This is a genomic window from Pseudomonas sp. UBT, assembly GCF_050915955.1.
Classification (GTDB): domain Bacteria; phylum Pseudomonadota; class Gammaproteobacteria; order Pseudomonadales; family Pseudomonadaceae; genus Aquipseudomonas; species Aquipseudomonas antarctica_A.
The window spans coordinates 2,079,881-2,103,921 of sequence record NZ_CP168079.1 but is presented as its reverse complement, the minus strand read 5'-3'; the positions used below and the strand labels follow the sequence as shown (position 1 = coordinate 2,103,921).

General features: G+C 60.7%; 23 protein-coding genes. 12 read left to right on the top strand and 11 right to left on the bottom strand.

The features are described 5' to 3' along the window. Positions 1-57 precede the first annotated feature (57 nt). Positions 58-276, bottom strand: a complete 219-nt coding sequence (locus ACDZ94_RS09570; RefSeq protein WP_064455025.1) for a DUF1289 domain-containing protein — start codon at positions 274-276, stop codon at positions 58-60. A 2-nt stretch (positions 277-278) separates the two neighbouring features. Next, on the bottom strand, positions 279-611 hold the full coding sequence (gene cyaY / locus ACDZ94_RS09565; RefSeq protein ID WP_064454691.1) for an iron donor protein CyaY: 333 nt from the start codon (positions 609-611) through the stop codon (positions 279-281). A 238-nt stretch (positions 612-849) separates the two neighbouring features. Here cyaY and lptM point away from each other — a divergent pair, with 238 nt between their 5' ends. Genes lptM through ACDZ94_RS09535 form a run of 6 tightly spaced genes read left to right on the top strand, consistent with a single transcriptional unit; the run spans position 850 to position 5,426 of the window. Next, on the top strand, positions 850-1,011 hold the full coding sequence (lptM, locus tag ACDZ94_RS09560) for an LPS translocon maturation chaperone LptM (protein ID WP_074851643.1): 162 nt from the start codon (positions 850-852) through the stop codon (positions 1,009-1,011). 9 nt (positions 1,012-1,020) lie between these two features. Continuing rightward, on the top strand, positions 1,021-2,268 hold the full coding sequence (gene lysA / locus ACDZ94_RS09555; protein ID WP_064454692.1) for a diaminopimelate decarboxylase: 1,248 nt from the start codon (positions 1,021-1,023) through the stop codon (positions 2,266-2,268). Between the two features lie 3 nt (positions 2,269-2,271). Beyond that, positions 2,272-3,102, top strand: coding sequence for a diaminopimelate epimerase (gene dapF / locus ACDZ94_RS09550; RefSeq protein ID WP_064454693.1), 831 nt, complete (start codon positions 2,272-2,274; stop codon positions 3,100-3,102). Between the two features lie 13 nt (positions 3,103-3,115). Further along, positions 3,116-3,832, top strand: coding sequence for a DUF484 family protein (locus ACDZ94_RS09545; protein ID WP_064454694.1), 717 nt, complete (start codon positions 3,116-3,118; stop codon positions 3,830-3,832). A 2-nt stretch (positions 3,833-3,834) separates the two neighbouring features. Next, positions 3,835-4,734 carry a tyrosine recombinase XerC gene (gene xerC / locus ACDZ94_RS09540; RefSeq protein ID WP_064454695.1) on the top strand — a complete coding sequence of 300 codons (900 nt, stop codon included), beginning with the start codon at positions 3,835-3,837 and terminating at the stop codon, positions 4,732-4,734. Next, positions 4,731-5,426, top strand: coding sequence for an HAD family hydrolase (locus ACDZ94_RS09535; protein ID WP_064454696.1), 696 nt, complete (start codon positions 4,731-4,733; stop codon positions 5,424-5,426). The genes xerC and ACDZ94_RS09535 overlap by 4 nt, the downstream gene beginning before the upstream one ends. A 207-nt stretch (positions 5,427-5,633) precedes the next feature. Here the strand turns inward: ACDZ94_RS09535 and sutA are convergent, their stop codons facing one another. The 4 genes from sutA to glnK all read right to left on the bottom strand — a co-directional run bounded on the left by sutA (position 5,634) and on the right by glnK (position 8,413). Next, the gene (gene sutA / locus ACDZ94_RS09530) at positions 5,634-5,960 is read right to left on the bottom strand and encodes a transcriptional regulator SutA (protein ID WP_064454697.1); all 327 of its coding nucleotides are present in this window, start codon (positions 5,958-5,960) and stop codon (positions 5,634-5,636) included. A 101-nt stretch (positions 5,961-6,061) separates the two neighbouring features. After that, positions 6,062-6,487 (bottom strand): secondary thiamine-phosphate synthase enzyme YjbQ, encoded by a 426-nt coding sequence (locus ACDZ94_RS09525; RefSeq protein ID WP_017845176.1) that lies wholly within the window; start codon positions 6,485-6,487, stop codon positions 6,062-6,064. A gap of 211 nt (positions 6,488-6,698) precedes the next feature. After that, positions 6,699-8,039 (bottom strand): ammonium transporter, encoded by a 1,341-nt coding sequence (locus ACDZ94_RS09520; protein WP_064454698.1) that lies wholly within the window; start codon positions 8,037-8,039, stop codon positions 6,699-6,701. Positions 8,040-8,074: 35 nt separating this feature from the next. Then, positions 8,075-8,413: a P-II family nitrogen regulator gene (glnK, locus tag ACDZ94_RS09515; protein WP_002555808.1), complete on the bottom strand. Its 339-nt coding sequence runs from the start codon at positions 8,411-8,413 to the stop codon at positions 8,075-8,077. A 421-nt stretch (positions 8,414-8,834) separates the two neighbouring features. Here glnK and ACDZ94_RS09510 point away from each other — a divergent pair, with 421 nt between their 5' ends. Further along, on the top strand, positions 8,835-9,095 hold the full coding sequence (locus ACDZ94_RS09510) for an accessory factor UbiK family protein (RefSeq protein WP_025856328.1): 261 nt from the start codon (positions 8,835-8,837) through the stop codon (positions 9,093-9,095). A 213-nt stretch (positions 9,096-9,308) separates the two neighbouring features. Next, entirely contained in the window at positions 9,309-10,805 is a 1,497-nt protein-coding gene (locus ACDZ94_RS09505; protein WP_432751382.1) for a YifB family Mg chelatase-like AAA ATPase, read from the top strand. On the opposite strand, the gene ACDZ94_RS09500 is transcribed toward ACDZ94_RS09505, so the two are convergent. After that, positions 10,802-11,386, bottom strand: a complete 585-nt coding sequence (locus tag ACDZ94_RS09500) for a TetR/AcrR family transcriptional regulator (RefSeq protein WP_432751381.1) — start codon at positions 11,384-11,386, stop codon at positions 10,802-10,804. The two genes, ACDZ94_RS09505 and ACDZ94_RS09500, sit on opposite strands and share 4 nt — an antisense overlap. Positions 11,387-11,498: 112 nt before the next feature. On the opposite strand from ACDZ94_RS09500, the gene ACDZ94_RS09495 reads away from it, so the two are divergent. Then, positions 11,499-12,413 carry an ABC transporter six-transmembrane domain-containing protein gene (locus ACDZ94_RS09495; protein ID WP_432751380.1) on the top strand — a complete coding sequence of 305 codons (915 nt, stop codon included), beginning with the start codon at positions 11,499-11,501 and terminating at the stop codon, positions 12,411-12,413. A gap of 3 nt (positions 12,414-12,416) precedes the next feature. On the opposite strand, the gene ACDZ94_RS09490 is transcribed toward ACDZ94_RS09495, so the two are convergent. Continuing rightward, entirely contained in the window at positions 12,417-14,393 is a 1,977-nt protein-coding gene (locus ACDZ94_RS09490; protein WP_064454702.1) for a methyl-accepting chemotaxis protein, read from the bottom strand. 177 nt (positions 14,394-14,570) lie between these two features. After that, a complete protein-coding gene (locus ACDZ94_RS09485; RefSeq protein ID WP_432751379.1) occupies positions 14,571-15,491 on the bottom strand; it encodes a LysR substrate-binding domain-containing protein in 921 nt (306 codons plus the stop codon). Positions 15,492-15,643: 152 nt separating this feature from the next. Between ACDZ94_RS09485 and ACDZ94_RS09480 the strand changes: the two genes are divergently transcribed. Then, positions 15,644-17,047, top strand: coding sequence for a NorM family multidrug efflux MATE transporter (locus ACDZ94_RS09480; protein ID WP_432751378.1), 1,404 nt, complete (start codon positions 15,644-15,646; stop codon positions 17,045-17,047). 132 nt (positions 17,048-17,179) lie between these two features. Here ACDZ94_RS09480 and ACDZ94_RS09475 read toward each other — a convergent pair whose 3' ends face one another. Beyond that, the gene (locus ACDZ94_RS09475; RefSeq protein WP_432751377.1) at positions 17,180-18,844 is read right to left on the bottom strand and encodes a putative bifunctional diguanylate cyclase/phosphodiesterase; all 1,665 of its coding nucleotides are present in this window, start codon (positions 18,842-18,844) and stop codon (positions 17,180-17,182) included. Positions 18,845-19,111: 267 nt separating this feature from the next. On the opposite strand from ACDZ94_RS09475, the gene rep reads away from it, so the two are divergent. After that, positions 19,112-21,121, top strand: coding sequence for a DNA helicase Rep (rep, locus tag ACDZ94_RS09470; RefSeq protein WP_017737724.1), 2,010 nt, complete (start codon positions 19,112-19,114; stop codon positions 21,119-21,121). 58 nt (positions 21,122-21,179) lie between these two features. After that, positions 21,180-21,752, top strand: a complete 573-nt coding sequence (locus ACDZ94_RS09465; protein ID WP_053258645.1) for a xanthine phosphoribosyltransferase — start codon at positions 21,180-21,182, stop codon at positions 21,750-21,752. A gap of 134 nt (positions 21,753-21,886) precedes the next feature. Here ACDZ94_RS09465 and ACDZ94_RS09460 read toward each other — a convergent pair whose 3' ends face one another. Next, positions 21,887-23,809 carry an acetyl-CoA hydrolase/transferase C-terminal domain-containing protein gene (locus tag ACDZ94_RS09460; RefSeq protein ID WP_262666552.1) on the bottom strand — a complete coding sequence of 641 codons (1,923 nt, stop codon included), beginning with the start codon at positions 23,807-23,809 and terminating at the stop codon, positions 21,887-21,889. Between the last annotated feature and the right edge of the window lie 232 nt (positions 23,810-24,041).

Genomic DNA, 24,041 nt, shown 5'->3' with positions numbered 1-24,041 from the left:
CGATGATTTGAGGTGTAGCCGGACACTACCACAGCGTCACAAATAAACAAGACGGCCTCAAGCGCGCTCCCGGCGCTGCTCGGCCTCGGCACAGATCACGCGGCGCCGGGCGTCGTCGGCAGAGCGCCATTCACGGATGTCTTCCACATGGCGGAAGCAGCCGAGGCAGACTTTTTGCTCGTCCAGGCGACACAAACTGATACAAGGTGACGGCACCGCCGGGCTGACATTGCTGAACAGCGGCTTGGGCGGGCGTACAGGTGCAGGCTGGGTCACGATCAAATCTCGTCGAAGTCCAAGTCGGCGCCGGACTGTTCTTTCGTGAGGCGAGCAAGCATTTCGCTCAGCAGCTCGTCAGTGGTGTCGTGCGCCCAGCGATTTTCCTCTTCATCGTAGTCGAAGTGAAAACCACCCGAGCGGGCTGCCAGCCACAACTGGCGCAGCGGTTCCTGGCGACTGAAGATCAGTTGGGTGCCGTTTTCAAACTTGACCGTCAGCACGCCGGCCGAGTTTTCCAGGTCCACGTCCAGGCCGCTGTCGTCGAAAATATCTTCCAGCGCCTGCTGGGTCGAATCCACCAGGTCGTGAAAACGGGCTTCGGTCAAACTCATTGTGGCAACCTCAAAAGTGTCTGGTTTTGCTCAAGCGCCGCACGATACGGGCGAGCCCCGCTGATTGCAAAGGATACCGAGTTCATTACCGATGACAGTATGAAATATCCGCGACCATCGTAGCCTGCTTCCCAACTATCTCGGCAAACCCCCGCCGGACGGGTATTCCGGCGCATAGGCAAGCTGGCGGGTGGTCGGTATACTCGGGCGCAATTAATGCATATTCAAGGATTTCGCCATGAAGCGCCTGATCTCTTCCCTTGCTGCGCTCGTCGCGGTCGCTTGCCTCGTTAGTGCCTGTGGTCAAAAAGGTCCGCTGTACCTGCCCGATGACAGCAAAGACCCAAATGACCAGGCGCAAACGTCGCAGTCCAAAGCGCACAAGCACGACACCTATTAAGGGAAACTCATGGACGCTTTTAACTACCGGGACGGCGAGCTGTTCGCGGAAGGCGTGGCGCTGTCCGCGATTGCCGAGCGCTTTGGCACCCCGACCTATGTGTACTCCCGTGCGCACATCGAAGCCCAATACCGTAGCTTTACCGACGCTCTGGAAGGCACGCCGAGCCTGGTGTGCTACGCCGTCAAGGCCAACTCCAACCTGGGCGTACTGAATGTCCTGGCGCGCTTGGGCGCTGGTTTCGACATCGTCTCCCGTGGTGAGCTGGAACGGGTACTGGCTGCCGGTGGCACGCCGGACAAGATCGTGTTTTCCGGCGTCGGCAAAAGCCGCGAAGACATGCGCCGCGCCCTCGAAGTCGGCGTGCATTGCTTCAACGTCGAGTCCACCGACGAGCTGGAGCGCCTGCAGGTCGTCGCTGCCGAGATGGGCGTTCGCGCGCCGATCTCCCTGCGCGTCAACCCGGACGTCGATGCCGGCACTCACCCGTACATTTCCACCGGTCTCAAAGAGAACAAGTTCGGCATCGCCATTGCCGACGCCGAGGACGTGTACATCCGTGCCGCGCAATTGCCGAACCTGGAAGTGCTGGGCGTCGACTGCCATATCGGCTCGCAACTGACCACCCTGCCACCGTTCCTGGACGCCCTCGACCGCCTGCTGGCGCTGACCGAGCGCCTTGGCGAGTGCGGCATCTACCTGCAACACATCGACCTTGGTGGTGGTGTAGGCGTGCGTTATCGCGATGAAGAGCCACCACAGATCGCCGACTACATCCAGGCCGTGCGCGAGCGCACCGAAGGCCGCGGCCTGACCCTGATGTTCGAGCCGGGCCGTTATATCGTCGCCAATGCCAGCGTACTGCTGACCCAGGTCGAATACCTCAAGCACACCGAGTACAAGGATTTCGCCATCGTCGACGCGGCGATGAACGACCTTATTCGCCCGGCGCTCTATCAGGCCTGGATGGATGTGACTGCGGTCAAGCCACGTACTGGCGAAGGTCGCAACTACGACATCGTCGGCCCGATCTGCGAGACCGGCGACTTCCTGGCCAAGGATCGTCAACTGGCCCTGGAAGAAGGCGACCTGCTGGCTGTGCATTCGGCCGGTGCCTACGGGTTTGTCATGAGCTCCAACTACAACACTCGCGGCCGTGCCGCCGAGGTGCTGGTGGACGGTGATCAAGCGTTTGAAGTGCGTCGCCGCGAGACGGTAGCCGAGTTGTATGCTGGCGAAAGCCTGCTGCCGGAGTAAGCCATGCTGCTGCGTTTTACCAAGATGCACGGGCTGGGCAATGATTTCATGGTTCTCGACCTGGTCAGCCAGCACGCGCATATCCTGCCCAAGCACGCTAAACAATGGGGCGACCGTCACACCGGTATCGGCTTCGACCAATTGCTGATCGTTGAGGCGCCAAGCAACCCGGAGGTGGATTTCCGTTACCGGATCTTCAACTCCGACGGTTCCGAAGTGGAACAGTGCGGCAACGGCGCGCGCTGCTTCGCCCGCTTTGTGCTGGACAAACGCCTGACCGCCAAGCGGCAGATTCGCGTCGAGACCAAGAGCGGTGTGATCGAGCTGGATATTCGCAGCGACGGCCAGATCAGCGTCAACATGGGTGAACCACGCCTGGTGCCGGCGGATATACCGTTTCAGGCCACCGAGCAGGCCACGCGTTACGCGCTGGACGTTGATGGCAAGACGGTGGATATCGCTGCCGTGTCGATGGGCAACCCCCACGCGGTACTGCGGGTCAACGACATCAATAACGCCCCAGTGCATGAACTGGGGCCGAAGATCGAGCATCACCCGCGCTTTCCGGCACGGGTCAATGTGGGCTTTCTGCAGGTGATCGACCGTTCCCGCGCGCAACTGCGTGTATGGGAACGCGGTGCCGGCGAAACCCAGGCGTGCGGCACCGGTGCTTGCGCCGCCGCCGTCGCCGCGATCAGCCAGGGGTGGATGGATTCGCCACTGCTGATCGACCTGCCCGGCGGACGCTTGTCCATCGAATGGGCAGGCCCTGGCCACCCGGTGATGATGACCGGGCCGGCCTCGCGCGTATACGAAGGACAGGTCCGTCTATGAGTGAGCCAAGCTAATGACCGATAAGCCTCAAGTACCCGCCGAAACGTCCCCGAGCGAAAGTCTGGAGGCCGCTGCTGTCGCGGCGTACCTTGAGGCTAATCCGGACTTCTTCGTCGAACACGAAGAACTGCTGCCCGCCCTGCGCATTCCCCACCAGCGCGGCGATACCGTGTCGCTGGTGGAGCGGCAGATGAAGATCCTGCGCGAGCGCAATATCGAAATGCGCCACAAGCTCTCGCACCTGATGGACGTGGCCCGCGACAACGACCGTCTTTTCGACAAGACCCGTCGCCTGATTCTTACCCTGATGGATGCCACCAGCCTCGAAGAAACGGTCATTGCCGTGGAAGACAGCCTGCGCCAGGACTTCCAGGTGCCGTTTGTCAGCCTGATTCTGTTCAGCGACAACCCGATGCCGGTGGGTCGCTGGGTCAGCGGCGGCGAAGCACAGACGGCTATCGGCGGCCTGCTCTCCGAAGGCAAGACCATCAGCGGCACCCTGCGCGAGCACGAACTGGATTTCCTGTTTGGCGCTGAACAGCGCAAGCAGATCGGCTCCACTGCCGTGGTTGCTCTCAGCCATCAAGGCCTGCACGGTGTATTGGCCATCGCCAGTCGTGATCCTCAGCACTACAAAAGCTCGGTGGGCACGCTGTTTCTGACCTACATCGCTGAAGTGCTGGGCCGGGTCCTGCCGCGCTTTACCACTGCCTTGCGCGCGGTGCGCTAGCCATGGACAGGCAACTGGACGCTTACTGCGCTCACCTGCGCAACGAGCGCCAGGTGTCGCCCCATACCCTGGAAGCCTACCGACGGGACTTGAACAAGGTCCTGGCGTACTGCGAAAAGCAACAGATCGCCAGCTGGAAGGCCCTGGATATCCAGAGCCTGCGCAGCCTGATCGCGCGCCTGCACCAGCAAGGCCAATCCTCGCGCAGCCTGTCCCGCCTGCTGTCGGCGGTGCGCGGCCTCTATCATTACCTCAACCGCGAAGGCCTGTGCGACCACGACCCGGCCAATGGCCTGGCCCCGCCCAAGGGTGAGCGGCGCCTGCCCAAGACCCTGGACACCGACCGCGCGCTGCAATTGCTCGATGGGGCGGTGGAAGATGACTTCCTCGCCCACCGCGATCAGGCGATCCTTGAGCTGTTCTATTCCTCAGGCTTGCGCCTGTCGGAGCTGACCGGCCTGAACCTCGATCAGTTGGACTTGGCGGACGGCCTGGTGCAGGTGCTCGGCAAAGGCAGCAAAACCCGTGTACTGCCGGTGGGCAGGAAGGCCCGCGAAGCCTTGCAGCTGTGGCTACCGCTGCGCCTTCTGACCCACCCGGCGGACGATGCCGTGTTTGTCAGCCAACAAGGCCGCCGCCTGGGGCCACGGGCAATTCAATTGCGGGTCAAGGCAGCCGGCGAGCGTGAGCTGGGGCAAAACCTGCACCCACACATGCTGCGGCATTCCTTTGCCAGCCATATGCTGGAGTCGTCCCAGGACTTGCGCGCTGTGCAGGAACTGCTGGGCCACTCCGACATCAAGACCACGCAGATCTACACCCACCTCGACTTCCAGCACCTGGCTACGGTGTACGACAGTGCCCATCCACGGGCCAAACGCATCAAGGGCGGCGACTCATGAGTATCAAGCTGATCACCTTCGACCTGGACGACACGCTCTGGGACAACGTACCCGTCATCATCAGCGCCGAAGCGTCGATGCGTGAATGGTTGGCGACCCATGCTTCCAAGGTCGGCGATTTGCCACTCGAGCACTTCGCGAGCCTTCGCCAGCAGGTACTGGAGCGCCATCCTGAACTCAAAAATCGGATCAGCGTGCTGCGCCATCGGGTGCTGATGCACGCCTTTGAAGAAGCCGGTTATCCACAGCCTGAAGCCACGCAGATGGCCGACGTGTGCTTTGAAGCATTCATTCACGCACGCCACCAGCTCACGGTGTTTCCCGAAGCCGAACCCATGTTGCAAGCCCTGCGCCAGCACTTCCTGCTGGGGGTTATCACCAACGGCAATGCCGACGTGCAGCGTGTAGGCCTGGCGGATTACTTTCACTTTGCCCTGCGCGCCGAAGATATCGGTATCGCAAAGCCTGATGCGCGCCTGTTTCAAGAGGCGCTGCAACGCGGCGGCGTGGACGCCCATCAAGCAGTACATATTGGCGATCATCCTGGCGATGACATCGCCGGGGCGCAGCAGGCGGGGCTTCGTGCCGTGTGGTTCAACCCGACGGGCAAGGCGTGGGAAGCGGATAAGCGCCCGGATGCGGAAATTCGTAGCTTAAACGAGTTGCCGCCGTTGCTTCGCAGTTGGCAGTAACGCTATAGCGGCAACACTGAGAATCAAAATGTGGGAGCGGGCCTGCTCGCGAATGCGGTGTATCAGTCAGCCCATCAGCAACTGACAGACTGCTTTCGCGAGCAAGCCCGCTCCCACTTATGTTTTGTGGTGACCTGCAGGATTTATTACAGGCATGAAAAAGCCCGCAGCGACGGCGGGCTTTTTCTTACAAGCAGGTGAGTGACCTCAGATAGGTCGACTGCCGTACTTGTTATCCGGCTTTTTCGGTGGATCTGCCACCACGTTGGCCTCGACTTCCTGCACTTTGCCGCCTTTAGCGAGGAATTCTTCCATCGCACGGGCCAGCGCATCGCGCTCTTTGTTCTTGGCTTCAACGCTCGGCAGTTCGTCTACCGAAACAGCTGCCTTGGCTTTGCCCTTGGCCGCCGGGGCAGGTGCATCATCGCCACCGTCGTCGTCAGCAACGTCTTCAGCTGCCGCTTCAAGACCTTCTTCGGTCTCGTCGTCGTCACCTACTTCAAGGTCGTCGTTTTCCAGATCATCGTCGCTCATGTTCTACCTCATGACTTGCGAAAAGCAGATTAGTTATAGCCCAGCCTCACTCGCTGTCGAGTTCGCCGGAAAAAATCAACATCCACCGGATCACCAGTGGCTTATGCCCCATCACCGTGCAACGTGGCGAGGACTTTACGAGCACCGCCATGATCACGGTGCTCGCCCAGATAAACACCTTGCCAGGTCCCCATTGCCAAGCGGCCGGCCTTGACTGGCAAACTCAGCTGGCAGCCCAGGAGACTGGCCTTGAAGTGCGCCGGCAGATCATCCGGACCTTCGTCGTTGTGTTCGAACCCTGCACGCCCTTGCGGCACCAGCGAGTTGAAAAAACGTTCGAAGTCACGGCGAACCGCCGGGTCGGCATTCTCGTTGATGGTCAACGAGGCCGAGGTGTGCTGCAGCCACAGATGCAACAGGCCTACGCGACAAGCCTTCAATTCAGGCAAGCCGGCAAGCAACTCATCCGTTACCAGGTGAAAGCCCCTGGGCTTGGCCCGGAGGGTAATCAGGGTCTGTTGCCACATACAGTTCTCCGCCCATCGGCGCGCATTCTAGCGCGCTCAGGGAAAAAACAAAGTGCCGAATACGCCTACATGCATGTAAGACTTTTGCACGGTGAAAAGTACCGTGTGCGCCCCATCACAAACTCTGCGCAAAAACCGGTACAGCTTCCTATCACTGACAAACCCCAGGCAAAAAAATGCCCGGCAAGCCGGGCATCTTTTTTTCGCGTACTTACAAGTTGTAACCGCGTTCGTTGTGTTGCGCCAGATCGAGGCCGACAGCCTCTTCTTCGTCGGTGACCCGCAGGCCCATGACCGCATCCAGTACCTTGAGGATAATGAAGGTCACGATGGCCGTGTAGATCACGGTGAAGCCGACGCCTTTGCACTGGATCCAGACTTGCGCCGCGATGTCAGTGGTCGCCGCGTTGAAGCCGCCCAGCGAAGGGGCAGCGAATACGCCGGTCAGGATCGCGCCGAGGATACCGCCGATACCGTGCACGCCGAAGGCGTCCAGGGAGTCGTCGTAGCCCAGTTTGCGTTTCAGGGTAGTGGCGCAGAAGAAGCACACCACGCCTGCCGCCAGGCCGATGACCAGGGCGCCCATCGGGCCCACGGTGCCGGCAGCCGGGGTGATTGCAACCAGGCCGGCCACTACACCCGAGGCGATGCCCAGTGCACTTGGCTTACCGTGGGTGACCCACTCGGCGAACATCCAGCCCAGCGCCGCAGCCGCGGTAGCAATCTGGGTGACCAGCATCGCCATACCGGCAGTGCCGTTGGCCGCAGCGGCAGAACCTGCGTTGAAGCCGAACCAGCCAACCCACAACATGGCTGCACCGACCAGGGTGTAACCGAGGTTGTGAGGTGCCATTGGCGTGGTCGGGAAGCCTTTACGCTTGCCGAGTACCAGGCACGCCACCAAGCCAGCCACACCGGCGTTGATGTGCACCACGGTGCCGCCCGCGAAGTCCAGCACGCCCCAGTCGCCCAGCAACGAACCCGGACCGCCCCACACCATGTGGGCGATCGGTGCGTAGACCAGGGTGAACCAGACACCCATGAAAATCAGCATCGCGGAGAACTTCATACGCTCAGCGAAAGCACCGACGATCAGCGCAGGCGTAATGATGGCGAACGTCATCTGGAAGGTGACGAACACCGCCTCAGGGAACAGCGCCGCAGGGCCGGTAATGCTCGCCGGAGTCACACCCGACAGGAACAGTTTGGACAGGCCGCCCACGAACGAGTTGAGGTTGACGACGCCTGCTTCCATACCGGTGGTGTCGAACGCCATGCTGTAGCCGTAAACGAACCACAAGATAGTGATCAAACCGGTGATGGCGAAGCACTGCATCATCACGGAAAGAATGTTTTTGGAGCGAACCATGCCGCCGTAGAACAGCGCCAGGCCTGGAATGGTCATGAACAGCACCAGCGCGGTGGACGTAAGCATCCACGCCGTGTCGCCGGAATTGAGGACTGGAGCAGGGACTGGGTCCGCCGCCAATGCCAAGGCCGGCATTACGAGGGACAACAGGGCTCCTAGCCCTGCGAATTTACGCAGAGTCATATTGTTTTCTCCTGGGGCGTTGGGGGTTTGGCGGCTTAGATTGCGTCGGTATCGGTTTCGCCGGTACGGATGCGAATAGCCTGTTCCAGATTGACCACGAAGATCTTGCCGTCACCGATCTTGCCGGTGTTGGCCGCCTTGGTTATCGCCTCGATAACACGGTCAAGATCCTTGTCGTCAATGGCGACATCAATCTTCACCTTCGGCAGAAAATCGACCACGTATTCCGCGCCACGATACAGCTCGGTATGACCCTTCTGCCGACCGAAGCCCTTGACCTCAGTAACGGTAATGCCCTGCACGCCGATCTCGGACAACGACTCGCGTACATCGTCCAACTTGAACGGCTTGATGATGGCAGTGACTAGCTTCATGAAAACTCTCTCCCGAATTGGTGGACTTGCCCCAGGAAAACAAACCCGTCTCAAGTCTAAGCGCAGTGCCTGGCTTTGTAACGCGTCGTCGCCTCGGCATTTGCCGTTGCGACGCCAGCGAACCACTGGTGACGAAACCTGTACCCCTGATCCGTCGGCGCACTGCATTCGTCACAGCGACTGCATCAGTGCATGGGTCATGATCGTCTAAGCAGAAAGCTTGCCAGCTCCGTAAAAACCACTGAAATCAGTCCGTTGCCCACTTATGCCCACCTGCGGGGCTGTATGGCGACGCCAATGCGCACAAAAACAGTGCGTAGCCGCCCGGCCCCCTGCGCGAAAAGCGTGCGTCTGTGGCCGTGAAAGGACTATAGACGCTGCGTGATACACTGCCCGCCAACAGTTTTCCGGAATATTTCCCATGCTCGCGCCCAAAGACCTCCTCGACGCCCTGAGCGGCCACGCCTCTCGCCTGTTCAGCGGCGACACCCCGCTGCCCCGCAACGAAATCGAAAGCCAGTTCAAAGCGTTGCTGCAAAGCGGCTTCAGCAAGCTCGACCTGGTGAGCCGGGAAGAGTTTGACAGCCAGATGGTCGTACTGGCCCGCACACGTGCGCGGTTGGAGAGCCTGGAGGCGAAGGTGGCGGAGTTGGAAGCCAGGTTGACGCCGCCCACTGAGTAAACGCGGTCAGTGTGGGAGCTGGCTTGCCTGCGATGCAGGCGCCTCGGTGTATCAGTTGCACTGAGGTGATGCTATCGCAGGCAAGCCAGCTCCCACATAAAGCGCTGCGACCGACGCTGGATACGTTCTGTAAAACCTCTCCCGCCTCGCTCTCCACCCCCTCGTCTACCCTTGAAAAACCGCAGGAAGCGGCCCTCTCTTCAAGGAACGAGCATGTCCCTCGCCATCGTCCACAGCCGCGCCCAGATTGGCGTCGAAGCCCCTGCCGTCAGCGTTGAAGTGCATATGGCCAACGGCCTGCCCTCCCTGACGCTGGTAGGCCTGCCGGAAACTGCCGTCAAGGAAAGCAAGGACCGCGTGCGCAGCGCCATCCTTAACTCAGCGCTGCAATACCCGGCCCGCCGCATCACCCTCAACCTCGCGCCTGCCGACCTGCCCAAGGACGGCGGGCGTTTTGATTTGGCGATTGCCCTGGGGATTCTGGCGGCCAGCATGCAAGTGCCGGCGTTGATGCTGGACGACGTGGAGTGCCTGGGTGAGTTGGCGCTGTCCGGTGAGGTGCGCGCGGTCAAAGGCGTGCTGCCCGCCGCGCTGGCGGCGCGCAAGGCCGGGCGCACCGTGATAGTGCCTCGGGCCAATGCCGAGGAAGCGTGCCTGGCGTCGGGGTTGAAGGTGATTGCGGTAGACCACCTGCTGCAGGTGGTGGCGCACCTGAACGGGCATGTGCCGATTGAGCCCTATAAGTCCGACGGGCTGCTGTACCTGAACAAACCCTATCCGGACCTGAGCGAAGTGCAGGGGCAACTGGCAGCCAAGCGCGCTTTGCTGATCGCGGCGGCGGGCGCGCATAACCTGCTATTCAGCGGGCCACCCGGCACCGGCAAGACATTGCTCGCCAGTCGGCTGCCTGGGCTGCTGCCGCCACTGAGTGAGCAGGAAGCCCTGGAAGTCGCCGCAATTCAGTCAGTGGTCAGCCCGGCGCCGCTGAGCCATTGGCCGCACCGCCCGTTTCGCCAGCCGCACCACTCCGCTTCCGGGCCGGCGCTGGTCGGCGGGGGTTCAAAACCACAACCCGGGGAAATCACCCTCGCCCACCATGGCGTGCTGTTTCTGGATGAGTTGCCGGAGTTTGATCGCAAAGTGCTGGAGGTGCTGCGCGAGCCACTGGAGTCGGGGCATATTGTGATTTCCCGCGCCCGTGACCGGGTGAGTTTCCCCGCGCGTTTTCAATTGGTGGCCGCCATGAACCCCTGCCCTTGCGGCTATCTGGGCGACCCCAGCGGGCGTTGCCGCTGTACGCCGGAGCAGATCCAGCGCTATCGCAACAAACTCTCCGGGCCATTGCTGGACCGCATCGACTTGCACGTAACCGTCGCCCGGGAAACGACCGCGCTGAACCCCACCCAACAGGACGGCGATAACACGGCGAAGGCGTCAGCAGAGGTTGCCGAGGCCCGCGAGCGCCAGCAACGACGTCAAGGCTGCGCCAATGCTTTTCTGGACCTGCCAGGGTTACGCAAGCACTGTCGACTGGCGAAAGCCGATGAGAGCTGGCTGGAAAGCGCCTGCGAACGGCTGACATTGTCCCTGCGCGCAGCTCATCGGTTGCTTAAGGTGGCGCGGACCCTGGCCGACCTTGAACAGGTAGAGCACATCGCCCGCCATCATTTGGCGGAGGCGCTGCAGTACCGCCCTGCGGCAGTTGGCTAATGCGCCTTGGGGAAATCCAATAGCAGCCTCGCCACTTCCATCACCTCATCCAGCACCGCTTCGGCCGACTCGGTAGACGGCTTAAGCATCAGGTCATCGGCATAGCCCATCGCCAAGGCAAAGATCTGCCGGGCAGCGCGTTGGGGCGAATCACAGCGAAAAACGCCTTCAGCGACACCTTGCTCGATCACTTCGGCAAGCATGCCTTGCCATTGAGCATTGATCACCAGATAGGCCTGAGCCATCTGCGGGTCATGCATCGCCTCGTCCCACGCATCCAGCCACAGCGCCCAGCCAGCGTCGGCGGTGCACGGCAGGCAATCGCGCAAGAACCCGACCAGCGCCTCAAGCGGCGGCACGCCCGCCAGCGGGGCGCGGACCTCATCCAATTGTTCATTGGCAAAACGCACAAAGGCTTCGCGGCGCAGCTCATTCCAGTCGCTGAAGTAGTGGTAGACGTGGCTGCGGGACAGGCCGGCATGCTCGGCCAGGTCGCGGGTGGACACATCGGCAAACCCCTTGCTGCGAAACAGCTCCAGGGCGGCGGCGATGATCTGGTCTTTACGGTCGATACGCGACATGGGCAATTCCTTCGGGCGCCGGTAGATGAGTGGCGCTTGCTTTTTGAGCGATCGCTCAAGGATACTTGAGCAGTCGCTCAATAATAGCGTCTATCACCCCATTGGTGCACCTATGTCATCCGTCACTCCGCAAATTCTGATCGAAGAAAGCAAGAAAATTGGCCAACAGTCCGCCAGCCAGACCCTCAAAGCTATTGCCCGGGCCTACCCTGGCAAGTTGTTTTGCACGCTATCGCTGGTTGCACTTGAGAACGCGCTACTGCTGGCCTACCCGCTGTTTGCCGGGTTTGCAGTGGACTCGATCATCCGCGGCGATGCCGGCAGTGCGTTGTTTTACGCCGCCGTGGTCTTGATGTTTTGGGTGGTCGGGGCGGCGCGGCGCGCGTTGGACACCCGCACCTTCACGCGGATCTACGCTGACCTCGCGGTGCCGGTCATTCTCAACCAGCGCCTGCAAAACCACAGCACTTCAAGGGCAGCGGCGCGGGTGGTGTTGGCACGGGACTTTGTCGACTTCTTCGAAAAACACGTGCCGATCATCGCGACGGCGCTGGTGTCCATCGTCGGTGCGGCAGTGATGTTGCTGGTGATCGAACCGTGGATCGGCCTGGCGTGTCTGGGCGCACTGCTGTTGTGCACCACCTTGCTGCCACGCTTCGCCCGGCGCAATCAGCAGCTGCATGAGCGCTTGAATGACCGCCTGGAGAAGGAAATCGGTTTGGTGGAAAAGGTCGGCGTGCAAACCTTGCAGCGCCACTATCACGTGCTGTCGCGCCTGCGGATCTGGCTGTCAGACCGCGAGGCGGCCGCGTTCCTGTTTATCGGTACGCTGGCCGCCCTGCTATTTGTCGTCGCGATCAGCCAGCTGGCCCTGTCGCCTGCGGTCAAGGCCGGCCACGTGTACGCGGTCATGACTTACCTGTGGACCTTCGTCAGCAGCCTGGACGAGGCGCCGGGGATGGTCGATCAGCTCGCGCGCCTCAAGGATATCGGCAAGCGTGTGGACCCGGGCCTCGGCGACCGCTAGGCCTCAACGAAACCGATCCACCTCATGCCGCAAGCCAGCCGCCAGGGTTTCCAGTTCCCTGGCGGTAATGGCCAGGTTCGACACCACTTCACGCTGCTCGCTGTTGGCCAGCGCAATGCTTTGCAGGTTGCTGCTGAGCACGTTTGCCGTGCTGCTCTGCTCCTGGGTCGCGGTGGTGATCGCGGCAAACTGCTGGCCCGCCGAGCGGCTTTGCTCGTCGATCCGCGCCAGGGCCGACGCCACGTCAGCATTGCGCGACAGGCCTTCCTGCATCAACACGTTGCCGTGCTCCATGGTACTGATGGCGTTACCGGTTTCCTGCTGGATGCTTTGGATCATGCCGGAAATTTCGTCGGTGGCCTGACGGGTGCGCGAAGCCAGGTTGCGCACTTCGTCGGCAACCACGGCAAAACCTCGGCCTTGCTCACCGGCACGCGCGGCTTCGATGGCGGCGTTGAGCGCCAGCAGGTTGGTTTGCTCGGCGATCGAGGTGATGACGCCGACGATCCCGCCAATTTCCTGGGAGCGCTGGCCAAGGGTATTGATTACGGTGGCCGTGCTGTTCAGCGCCGCAGCGATATGCTCCAGGGACGACGACGCCTCTTGCATCGAGGTGCGGCCGATACGCGTCTGTTGGGCGTTTTCCTGGGCCAGTCGCTCGGTGTTGCCCATGTTGTCTGCGATGTTCAGCGAGGTCGCGCTGAACTCCTCCACTGCGCCGGCCATACTGGTGATCTCGCCAGACTGCTGCTCCATGCCTTCATAGGCACCGCCAGACAGGCCAGACAACGCCTGGGCTCGGCTGTTGACCTCCTCGGCCGCCTTGCGAATATGCGAAACCATGGTCGACAGCGCTTCGCCCATCTGGTTGAAGCTGCGGGCCAGTTGGCCGATTTCGTCATGGCTGGACACATTGAGGCGCGCGCTCAAATCACCCGCACCGAGGGCTTCGGCTTGGCGCACCAGGTCGCTCAGGGGCTGCAATTTACTGCGCAGCAGCCAGACCGCAGCGCCCACTGCAAACAACATTGCCAGCACACTGCCAATCACTAGCCGAATGCCCACCGCCCAGGTCACCGCGCGGATTTCGGACTTCGGCATGCTCGCCACCACCGCCCACGGGCCGCCTTCAAACGGCACCGAGACGCTGTAGAAGTCTTCGTTTTTGTCACTCCAGAAGAGGCCTTTGCCTGGCTTTTTGGCCAGGTCGAGCATCACCGGGATCGCCTGGTCCAGCGCCTGCACACCTGCCGGCGGCACCAGCCAGTGTTTCTGTTCGTCCAATAAGGCCAGGGAACCCGTCTGGCCGATACGGAAGCGCTTGAGGTTGTCGAACTGGGCGTTCTGGGCGTCGGTGTAGTCGAAGCCGACAAACAGCACGGCGATCACCTTGCCAGCCGCATCCCGCACCGGCGTGTACTGGGTCATGTAGGAGCGGTCGAACAACACAGCCCGGCCGACATAACTCTGCCCGGCCAGCAGGCGTTGATAGGCCGGATGCTGGTGGTCAAGGGCCGTACCGATGGCGCGGCTGCCATCCTGTTTGGTCAGGGAGGTGCTGACGCGGATAAAGTCTTCGCCGCTGCGCACAAACACCGTGGCCACGCCGCCGGAAGTGTCCTTGAACTCATCGACCTCATCGAAATCGTTGTTCAACAGGTCGCTGCCCAGGAACAGGCTCGGGGTCTGCACACCGGCCACTGCTACCGGCTGTTCGCCACGCACACTCAACCCCGCGCCAAAGCGCTTTTCAAACAGCCCGCTCAAACGCTGGGTACTCTCGCGCAAGGTGCTGTGGAAGGTGTTGAGTTGGTCAGCGAGCAGGCGCGCCTCGCTGGCCAGGTGTTCCTCGCGCGTGTCAAGGTTGGCGGAGTCGAGGGAACGCAAGGCGAAAACAGTACTGCCGCTAATAACGACAGCCAAAATTACGGCCAAGGCGAGGCCTAACTGAGAGGCGATCCGAGCGCGAGGTTGAGACATGACAGCTCCTGGCCGAGGCCAGGATCATCCTGATCTCATAGCGCTGCTCGGCAAATTATCTGGTGGGAAACGTTGGTGCACGAAGGTTCCAACACCCCTACTTCGGCGGGCGCGGGTAATACTTGAGCGATTCACCGGGGTAACGCGCAAACGATTGCACGGACGCTCGATAGCGCGTCAATCCAGACGTTCAACCCGGGGCAACTCCATGGCGTTGACTTCCCCTTGTAGAAACTCCGCCAAACGGCGCAAGCGCTCACCACCGGGACGGGTTTTCGGCCACACCAGGTAGTAATTTTCCCCACTGGCCACGGCGGTCGGCCACGGCAGGCTCAATCGCCCTTGGGCGACGTCTTCAGCCACCATCAGCAGATCGCCCATCGACACCCCGTACCCTCGCGCCGCTGCAATCATGCCCAGTTCGAGGGTGTCGAACACTTGCCCACCCTTGAGCGACACCTGCGACGACAGCCCCATGCGCTCCAGCCAGTTGCGCCAGTCGCGGCGGTCGGGCGTAGGGTGCAGCAGCTCAGCGGACGCCAAGCGATTAACATCCCAAGGCCCATCGGCCAGCAGGTTGGGTGCGCCCACCGGGATCAGCAGTTCAGGGAACAGGTAACAGGCATCCCAGTCTGCCGGGAAATGCCCGTAGCTCAACAGGACCGCGCAATCGAAAGGCTCTTGGTTGAAGTCCACTTCATCCACGCTCATCCACGCACTCGTGAGCTGCACTTCGTTGCCGGGCTGCAACGCACGAAAGCGGCTGAGCCGCGCCAGCAGCCAGCGCATGGTCAAGGTGGACGGCGCTTTCATGCGCAGGATGTCGTCTTCGGCATTCAGGGTATGGCAAGCCCGCTCCAGCGCAGCGAAGCCCTCACGTACTCCGGGCAGCAGCAGGCGCGCCGCTTCGGTGAGTTGCAGGTTTCGGCCGCTGCGCTGGAACAGGCGGCAGGCGAAATGCTCTTCGAGCGTGCGGATATGTCGGCTGACGGCACTTTGCGTGATCGACAGCTCCTGCGCCGCACGGGTGAACGAGTTATGCCGGGACGCGGCTTCAAAGGCCCGCAGGGCATAAAGCGGAGGAAGGCGACGAGACATTGGGAAAGCTCCGACAGCGCAATATCGAAACCCTACCAGAATCACTCAAGCATGAGTTTTAATCATGCAAACGATCGCATTTATCGTTTTGTGCAATGCGCTCAAAGCGCCGAGAATCAACCCTTCCTCAACCCTCCGACTTTTTGAGCGTGATGATCATGCAGCATCCGGTACGTACCGAACTCTGGGCCATTCTGCGGCTGTCGGGGCCGTTGATTGCCTCACAGTTGGCACACATGCTGATGGTGCTGACCGACACCCTGATGATGGCCCGCCTTAGCCCCGAAGCCTTGGCCGGTGGTGGCCTCGGCGCCGCGAGCTATTCGTTCGTGGCGATTTTTTGCATCGGCGTTATCGCCGCCGTGGGCACCCTTGTCGCTATTCGTCATGGTGCGGGCGACATCGAAGGCGCTACTCGCCTGACCCAGGCCGGGCTATGGCTGGCCTGGCTGATGGCCTTGGTAGCTGGCTTACTCCTGTGGAACCTCAAGCCCGTATTGTTGATGTTTGGCCAGACCGAAACCAACGTGCACGCGGCGGGGCAATTCCTGACCATCCTGCCGTTCGCCCTGCCCGGCTACCTGAGCTTCATGGCCTTGCGTGGTTTCACCAGCGCCATCGGCAAGGCCACCCCGGTGATGGTGATCAGCCTGTGCGGCACGGTGCTTAACTACTTCCTCAACCACGCGCTGATAGAAGGCATGTTCGGCCTGCCAAAATTGGGCTTGATGGGCATCGGCTTGGTCACGGCCATCGTTGCCAACAGCATGGCCCTGGCGCTGATGTGGTACATCCGCAGCAATCGGACGTACGCGGCCTACCCGCTCGGCACCGGCCTGCTGCGCCTCAACACCCAGTATTTGCGCGAGCTGTGGCGCCTGGGATTGCCGATTGGCGGCACCTATGCGGTGGAAGTCGGGCTGTTTGCGTTCGCGGCACTGTGCATGGGCACCATGGGCAGTACGCAATTGGCGGCGCATCAGATTGCCCTCCAAATTGTCTCGGTAGCGTTCATGGTGCCGGCGGGCATGTCGTACGCGATCACCATGCGTATCGGCCAGCATTACGGCGCCGGGCAGTTGCTGAATGCGCGCATGGCCGGGAGGGTCGGCATCGGATTTGGCGCGGCGGTGATGTTGGGATTTGCGGCGGTACTGTGGCTGTTTTCCGATCCGCTTATCGGGCTATTCCTCGACCATAACGACCCGGCCTTCCACGACGTGATCGTCCTCGCTGTCAGCCTGCTGGCCGTAGCGGCCTGGTTCGAATTGTTCGACGGCGTGCAGACCATCGCCATGGGCTGCATCCGTGGGCTGAAAGACGCCAAGACCACCTTCCTGGTGGGCTTGGGCTGCTATTGGCTGATCGGCGCTCCATCGGCATGGCTGATGGCGTTCACCCTGGGCTGGGGGCCGACTGGCGTGTGGTGGGGCCTGGCACTGGGCCTTGCCTGCGCGGCCATCAGCCTGACTTGGGCGTTTGAAGCGAAGATGGAGAGGATGATTCGTCGGGAGCCGCAAATAGATACGCAATTCCAGGCTATGCAACCCGACTAGAGGATGTGCTCGGTCAATGTGGGAGCAGGCTTGCCTGCGATACAGGCACCTCGGTGTGTCAGGCATAACCAGATGATGCCACCGCAGGCAAGCCAGCTCCCACATTTGATTGGGTTTACAACACTCGAATACTCAGCCCAAAAGCGCCTGCTCACCCTTGCCGAACGTCAGGTATTCCACCAACTTCGGCAACGGTAACGGCTTGCTGATCAGGTAACCCTGGGCCTGGTCGCAGCCGAACAACCTCAACAGCGCAAGCTGCTCGGGCGTTTCCACGCCTTCGGCCACCACTTCCAGGTTGAGGTTGTGGGCCAGGTTAATCATGGCGTGCACCAGCTTGCGGTTTTCTTCACGCTCTTCCATACCGCCGACAAAGCTCTTGTCGATCTTCAACAAGGCAATCGGCAGGCTGTTGAGGTGCACGAACGACGAAAAACCGGTGCCGAAGTCATCCAGGGAAAACCTCACGCCAAGGCGGCCGAGGGCATCCATGGTCTGCTTGACCAGATCACTGCGGCGCATCACGGCGGTTTCGGTGAGCTCAAACTCCAGCCACTGCGCTTCCACACCACGCTCGGCAATGAGCCGGCTAAGGGTCGAGAGCAATTGGCTGTCCTGGAATTGACGAAACGACAGGTTGACCGCCATGTGCAGCGGCGGCAGGCCGCGCTCGCGCAGGTCTTGCATGTCGCGCAAGGCTCGGGAGATGACCCAGTAACCCAGCGGTACGATCAGACCGCTCTGTTCAGCCAAGGGGACAAATTCGCTGGGCGGCAACAGGCCTCGTTCGCCGTGGCGCCAGCGCACCAGCGCTTCAAGGCCGACGATGTGCCCGTCGTCCAGGTCCAGGCGCGGCTGGTAGTGCAGTTCCAGTTCGTCACGGCGCAGCGCGCGGCGCAGTTCACTTTCCAGGTCAGCCAGGCTGCGTGCATTGCGGTTGATGCGTTCGTTGAAGATATGAAAGGTGCAGCCTTGAGTGCTTTTGGCTTGCTGCATGGCGATGTGCGCGTGCCACATCAACGGGTCGGCACCGGCGCGCGCGCGGGCATGTGCCACACCCAGGCTGCAACCGATCAACAGGCTTTCGCCGTCTACCCAGTAGGGCTCGGCCATGGCTTCGGTAATACGTTCGGCCATCCATTCGGCGCGCTGAGGCGCGCGGCGAGTATCAATCAGCAGGGCAAATTCGTCGCTGCCCAGCCGCGCCAGTTGGTCACCGGCTTCGAGTTGGCTCTTGAGCCGCGAGACCACCTGCAGGATCAACCGATCGCCCGCCTGATGGCCCAAGGCGTCGTTGGCGTGACGGAAGTTGTCGAGGTCGAGGTGGCCAAGGGCCAAACCGCGGCCTTCGTTCTCAACCAATCGCGCCGCCAGCAAGGTCTGGAAACCCTGTCGATTGGCGATGCCGGTGAGCGGGTCCTGCTCGGCTAGGCGCTGCAAGGTGTTTTCCAGCACGCCCCGCTCACGCACGTGGCGCAAGCACCGGCGCAATGTATCGGAATCCAGGACACTACGGATCAGCCAATCGCTGACACCCAGCGGCGCAACCAGCGGCTCCTGCTCCAACAACAACACGCACGGCAAGTTGCAGCGCCCGGCACCGGGTTGCAAGTGGGGCGTGGTCAACAGCACGGCGGTGTGGTCGTCATCGAATAGACGGCTCACCGAGTCCCAGTTGGGCGCACTGATCAGCACAGCCCCATCGCCCATCGGCACCAGGCACTCGCGCAACAACGCTGCCCACGCTGGCTCATCGGCCAGTAGCAGCAAACGCAAGGGTTCGACAGGCGTAGACAAGCTAGCTCCCTAGACTCTGCAAAAGTGTGTTGGCGGCGGGCATTATGACGCGCTGCCTGATAATCACCAATGATAAGGGTTATCAAATGCGCTGGCTGTAAGGTTAAGCCGCAACCTTAGCCGTAAAAGCCTCCACATCCTGCGGCAAAGTATCAAAACCGGCAAATTTAGATCGAGTGGTACGTCACACTGTCGTTCTGTCAGAGCAGAATCCTGCGAGCCTGTTAAAATGCCCGCCCTTTTGAACAACGACTCCCTGAATTCTGTATGTCCCGACTCAATCCCCGGCAGCAAGAAGCCGTGAACTACGTCGGCGGCCCTCTATTGGTGCTCGCCGGTGCCGGTTCCGGCAAGACCAGCGTGATCACCCGCAAGATCGCGCACCTGATCCAGAACTGCGGCATCCGTGCCCAGTACATCGTCGCCATGACCTTTACCAACAAGGCGGCGCGCGAAATGAAGGAGCGTGTCGGCACGCTGCTCAAGGGCGGCGAAGGCCGCGGCCTCACGGTGTGTACCTTCCACAACCTGGGGCTGAACATCATCCGCAAGGAGCATGCGCGGCTGGGCTACAAGCCAGGTTTCTCGATCTTCGACGAAACCGATGTGAAGTCGCTGATGACCGATATCATGCAAAAGGAATATGCAGGCGACGACGGCGTGGATGAGATCAAGAACATGATCGGCGCCTGGAAAAACGACCTGATCCTGCCGCCCCAGGCCCTGGAAAACGCGCGCAACCCCAAGGAACAGACCGCCGCCATCGTCTACACCCACTACCAGCGCACGCTCAAGGCGTTCAACGCGGTGGACTTTGACGACCTGATCCTGCTGCCGGTAAAGCTGTTCGAGGAACACGCCGACATCCTCGAAAAATGGCAGAACAAAGTTCGCTACCTGCTGGTGGACGAATACCAGGACACCAACGCCAGCCAGTACCTGCTGGTGAAAATGCTGATCGGCAAGCGCAACCAATTCACCGTGGTAGGCGACGATGACCAGTCGATCTACGCCTGGCGCGGCGCGCGGCCGGAAAACCTGATGTTGCTCAAGGACGACTACCCGTCCCTGAAAGTGGTGATGCTGGAGCAGAACTATCGCTCCACCAGCCGCATCCTGCGTTGCGCCAACGTACTCATCTCCAACAACCCCCACGAGTTTGAAAAGCAACTGTGGAGCGAGATGGGCCATGGCGACGAGATTCGCGTGATCCGTTGCCGCAACGAAGACGCCGAAGCCGAGCGCGTAGCGGTCGAATTGCTGACACTGCACCTGCGTACCGATCGGCCCTACAGCGACTTTGCGATCCTGTATCGCGGCAACTACCAGGCCAAGCTGATCGAGCTGAAGCTGCAGCATCACCAGATTCCCTATCGGCTTTCTGGTGGCAACAGCTTTTTCGGACGCCAGGAAGTAAAAGACCTGATGGCCTACTTCCGCTTGATCGTGAACCCGGATGACGACAACGCCTTCCTGCGGGTGATCAACGTGCCGCGCCGTGAAATCGGCTCCACCACCCTGGAAAAGCTCGGCAACTACGCCACCGAACGCAAGATCTCGATGTACGCCGCTACCGACGAAATCGGCCTGGGCGAGCACCTGGATACGCGCTTCACCGATCGCCTGTCACGCTTCAAGCGCTTCATGGACAAGGTGCGCGAACAGTGCGCCGGCGAAGACCCGATCAGTGCCTTGCGCAGCATGGTCATGGACATCGACTATGAAAACTGGCTGCGCACCAACAGTTCCAGCGACAAGGCTGCGGATTACCGCATGGGCAACGTCTGGTTCCTGATCGAAGCGCTGAAGAACACCCTGGAAAAAGACGAAGACGGCGAGATGACCGTCGAAGACGCCATCGGCAAACTGGTGTTGCGCGACATGCTCGAACGCCAGCAAGAAGAGGAAGACGGTGCCGAAGGCGTGCAGATGATGACCTTGCATGCGTCCAAGGGCCTGGAATTCCCCTACGTGTTCATCATGGGCATGGAAGAGGAAATCCTCCCGCACCGCTCCAGTATCGAAGCCGACACTATCGAAGAAGAACGGCGCCTGGCCTACGTGGGCATTACCCGCGCGCGTCAGACCCTGGCCTTCACGTTTGCCGCCAAGCGCAAGCAGTACGGCGAAATCATCGATTGTGCCCCCAGCCGGTTCCTTGACGAGCTACCGCCGGATGACCTGGCCTGGGAAGGCAATGACGACACCCCGACCGAGGTGAAGGCCGTTCGCGGCAACACCGCCTTGGCGGATATACGCGCGATGTTAAAGCGCTAAAATCGACTACTTTTTAATCTACTTTCGGCGCACACCGCGCCATTAGAGGAAGCTTTCCGTGGAAGCACTGCACAAGAAAATTCGCGAAGAAGGCATCGTGCTTTCCGATCAGGTACTCAAGGTCGACGCCTTTCTGAACCACCAGATCGACCCGGCGCTGATGAAGCTCATCGGCGACGAATTCGCCGCGCGCTTCAAGGATTCGGGCATCACCAAGATTGTCACCATCGAAGCCTCGGGCATCGCACCGGCGATCATGACTGGCCTGAACCTCGGTGTGCCGGTGATTTTCGCCCGCAAGCAGCAATCCCTGACCCTGACGGAAAACCTGCTGTCGGCGACCGTGTACTCCTTCACCAAGAAGGTGGAAAGCACTGTCGCGATCTCCCCGCGCCACCTGACCAGCAGCGACCGCGTGCTGGTCATCGATGATTTCCTGGCCAATGGCAAGGCATCCCAGGCGCTGATTTCGATCATCAAGCAAGCGGGCGCAACCGTTGCGGGCTTGGGGATTGTGATCGAGAAGTCGTTCCAGGGTGGCCGTGCGGAACTGGATGCGCAGGGTTATCGAGTTGAGTCGCTGGCGCGTGTGAAGTCGCTGGCGGGTGGCGTTGTGACCTTTATCGAATAATCGCTGCCTGAACGCGGTTAAACATGTGGGAGCGGGCTTGCTCGCGAATGCGGTGTGACAGTCAATGTATAAGTCGACTGATACACCGCTTTCGCGAGCAAGCCCGCTCCCACATTGGGTTTTGCGTTGGGCTGTCAGTGCGCGGTGGCCTGTAGGCCGGCGAGCAATAAACGCTGATAGAGGTCCTCTTTCAGCCCTACCGGCTTATCCAACTGCATCCGCTCCAGATGCTTGGGAAATGCCTCCGGCTCCGGTGCATCCAGCGCCGCTTTGCCCAACTCCAGAATCTCCGTCAGCTTGAATTTGCTCTTGAGCCAGTTCAACGCCCGCAACAGATCCTTTTCCTCATCCGTGAAGTCAGTGCCCAGCGGGTACTCCGGAAACAACCGGCGATGCCGTGCCTGAATGCCCTTGAGGCGCTCCGGTGTATTGTCGGCAAAGCGCGGGTCCAGCTGGAAGTCCTTGGGTAACTTGCCGGCCTTCTGCGCCTGTTCGATCAAGTCATCCTGAAAGCGCGAGTCGGTGATATTCAGCAGCGCCTCGATCACTTTGGCATCTGTCTGCCCACGCAAATCGGCAATCCCGTACTCGGTGATGACGATATCGCGCAGGTGTCGAGGAATGGTGCAGTGGCCGTACTCCCAAACAATGTTGGAACTGACCTCCCCCGCCGACTCGCGCCAGCTGCGCAGGATCAATATCGAACGTGCACCTTCCAACGCATGGCCCTGGGCAACAAAGTTGTACTGCCCGCCGACGCCGCTGAGTACACGGCCGTCCTCCAACTGGTCCGCTACACCTGCCCCAAGCAACGTCACCATGATTGCGCTGTTGATAAACCGCGCATCCAGGCGCTGCAGGCGCTTGAGTTCTTCCTGGCCGTAGAGCTCGTTGATGTAACTGATACGGGTCATGTTGAATTCGAGGCGCTTGGCGTGAGTCATTTCCTGCAAGCGCTGGTAAAAACTGCGCGGCCCGAGGAAGAAGCCGCCATGGATCGAAATGCCGTCAGGTTGGGCTGCGTCATCCAGGGTGCCGGCGTTGGCTTGCTGCTGCGTCGCCACATCCGGGTAGACCTTGCGCCGGATAATGCCGGCATCGGCCAGTACCAGCAGGCCGTTGACGAACATTTCGCTGCAGCCATAAAGGCCACGGGCAAAGGGCGCAACGCCGCCTTCGTGGCTGATCAAGGGCGCCCACTGGTACACATCGAGGTCGGTCAGCAGCAGCCGATAGGCTTCGTTATCGGCTTGGCGCGCCAGCAAGGCGGCGGTCAGCGCATCACCCATGGAGCCGATACCGATCTGCAAGGTGCCGCCATCGCGCACCAGAGTGCTGGCGTGCAGGCCGATAAAATGGTCCTGGAAGCCCACAGGCATATTCGGAGTGGAGAACAGCGTAGTGCTGTCCTTTTCGTCGATCAGGTAGTCGAATTCGCCCATGCCCCATTCGGCGTCGCCGGGCATGTAGGGTAAGTCGCTGTGCACTTGGCCAACGATCAGAATGGTTTCCCCTGCCTCGCGGCGCTTCTCGATCATGGGCAACAGGTCGAGCGTGATATCGGGGTTGCAGCTCAAACTCAGGCGATCCGGATGCTCGGTGCTGCTGGCCACCAGCTGCGCCACCAGATTCAGGCCGGCAGCGTTGATATCTCGTGCCGCGTGGCTGTAATTGCTGCTGACATAATCCTGCTGCGCCGATGCACTGTGGAGCAGGCTGCCGGGCTGCATGAAGAACTGCTGCACGCGGATATTGGCCGGCAAGCTGTCCTTGTGCAGGTCGGCGAGGAAATCCAGCTCGGGGTAATCGCCGAACACCCGCTCGATAAAAGGCTCGAGAAAGCGTTTTTGCAAGCCATCGCCCATCGTTGGTCGACCCAAGGCCAGCGCGGTGTAGATGGTCAGCGCCCGCTCCGGCAACTTGGCGACGCGCCGGTACAGCGCATTGACGAACAGATTCGGCTTGCCCAGGCCCAAGGGCATGCCCATGTGGATATGCGCCGGCAAACGCGCCAGTACGTCGTCAACTGCTTGCTCGATTGAACACAACTGCACCATCCGACCCTCCTGACATTCCATGATTAGGGGTTGGACCGAGCTTGCCGGGTCTTTGCTGCAATGAACAGCAATCAATTTGATAAGCCCATCCCTGTGCGCATGAAGAAACTGCCAAATAAAAGCCTAATTAAAACAGAAACATATCATAAAGGTTTAACCCGAGATCACGACCAAAGAAAAGCCTTACGACTCATTGAATAAAAGCCCTACGTTCATTTAGGACAAGATCAAA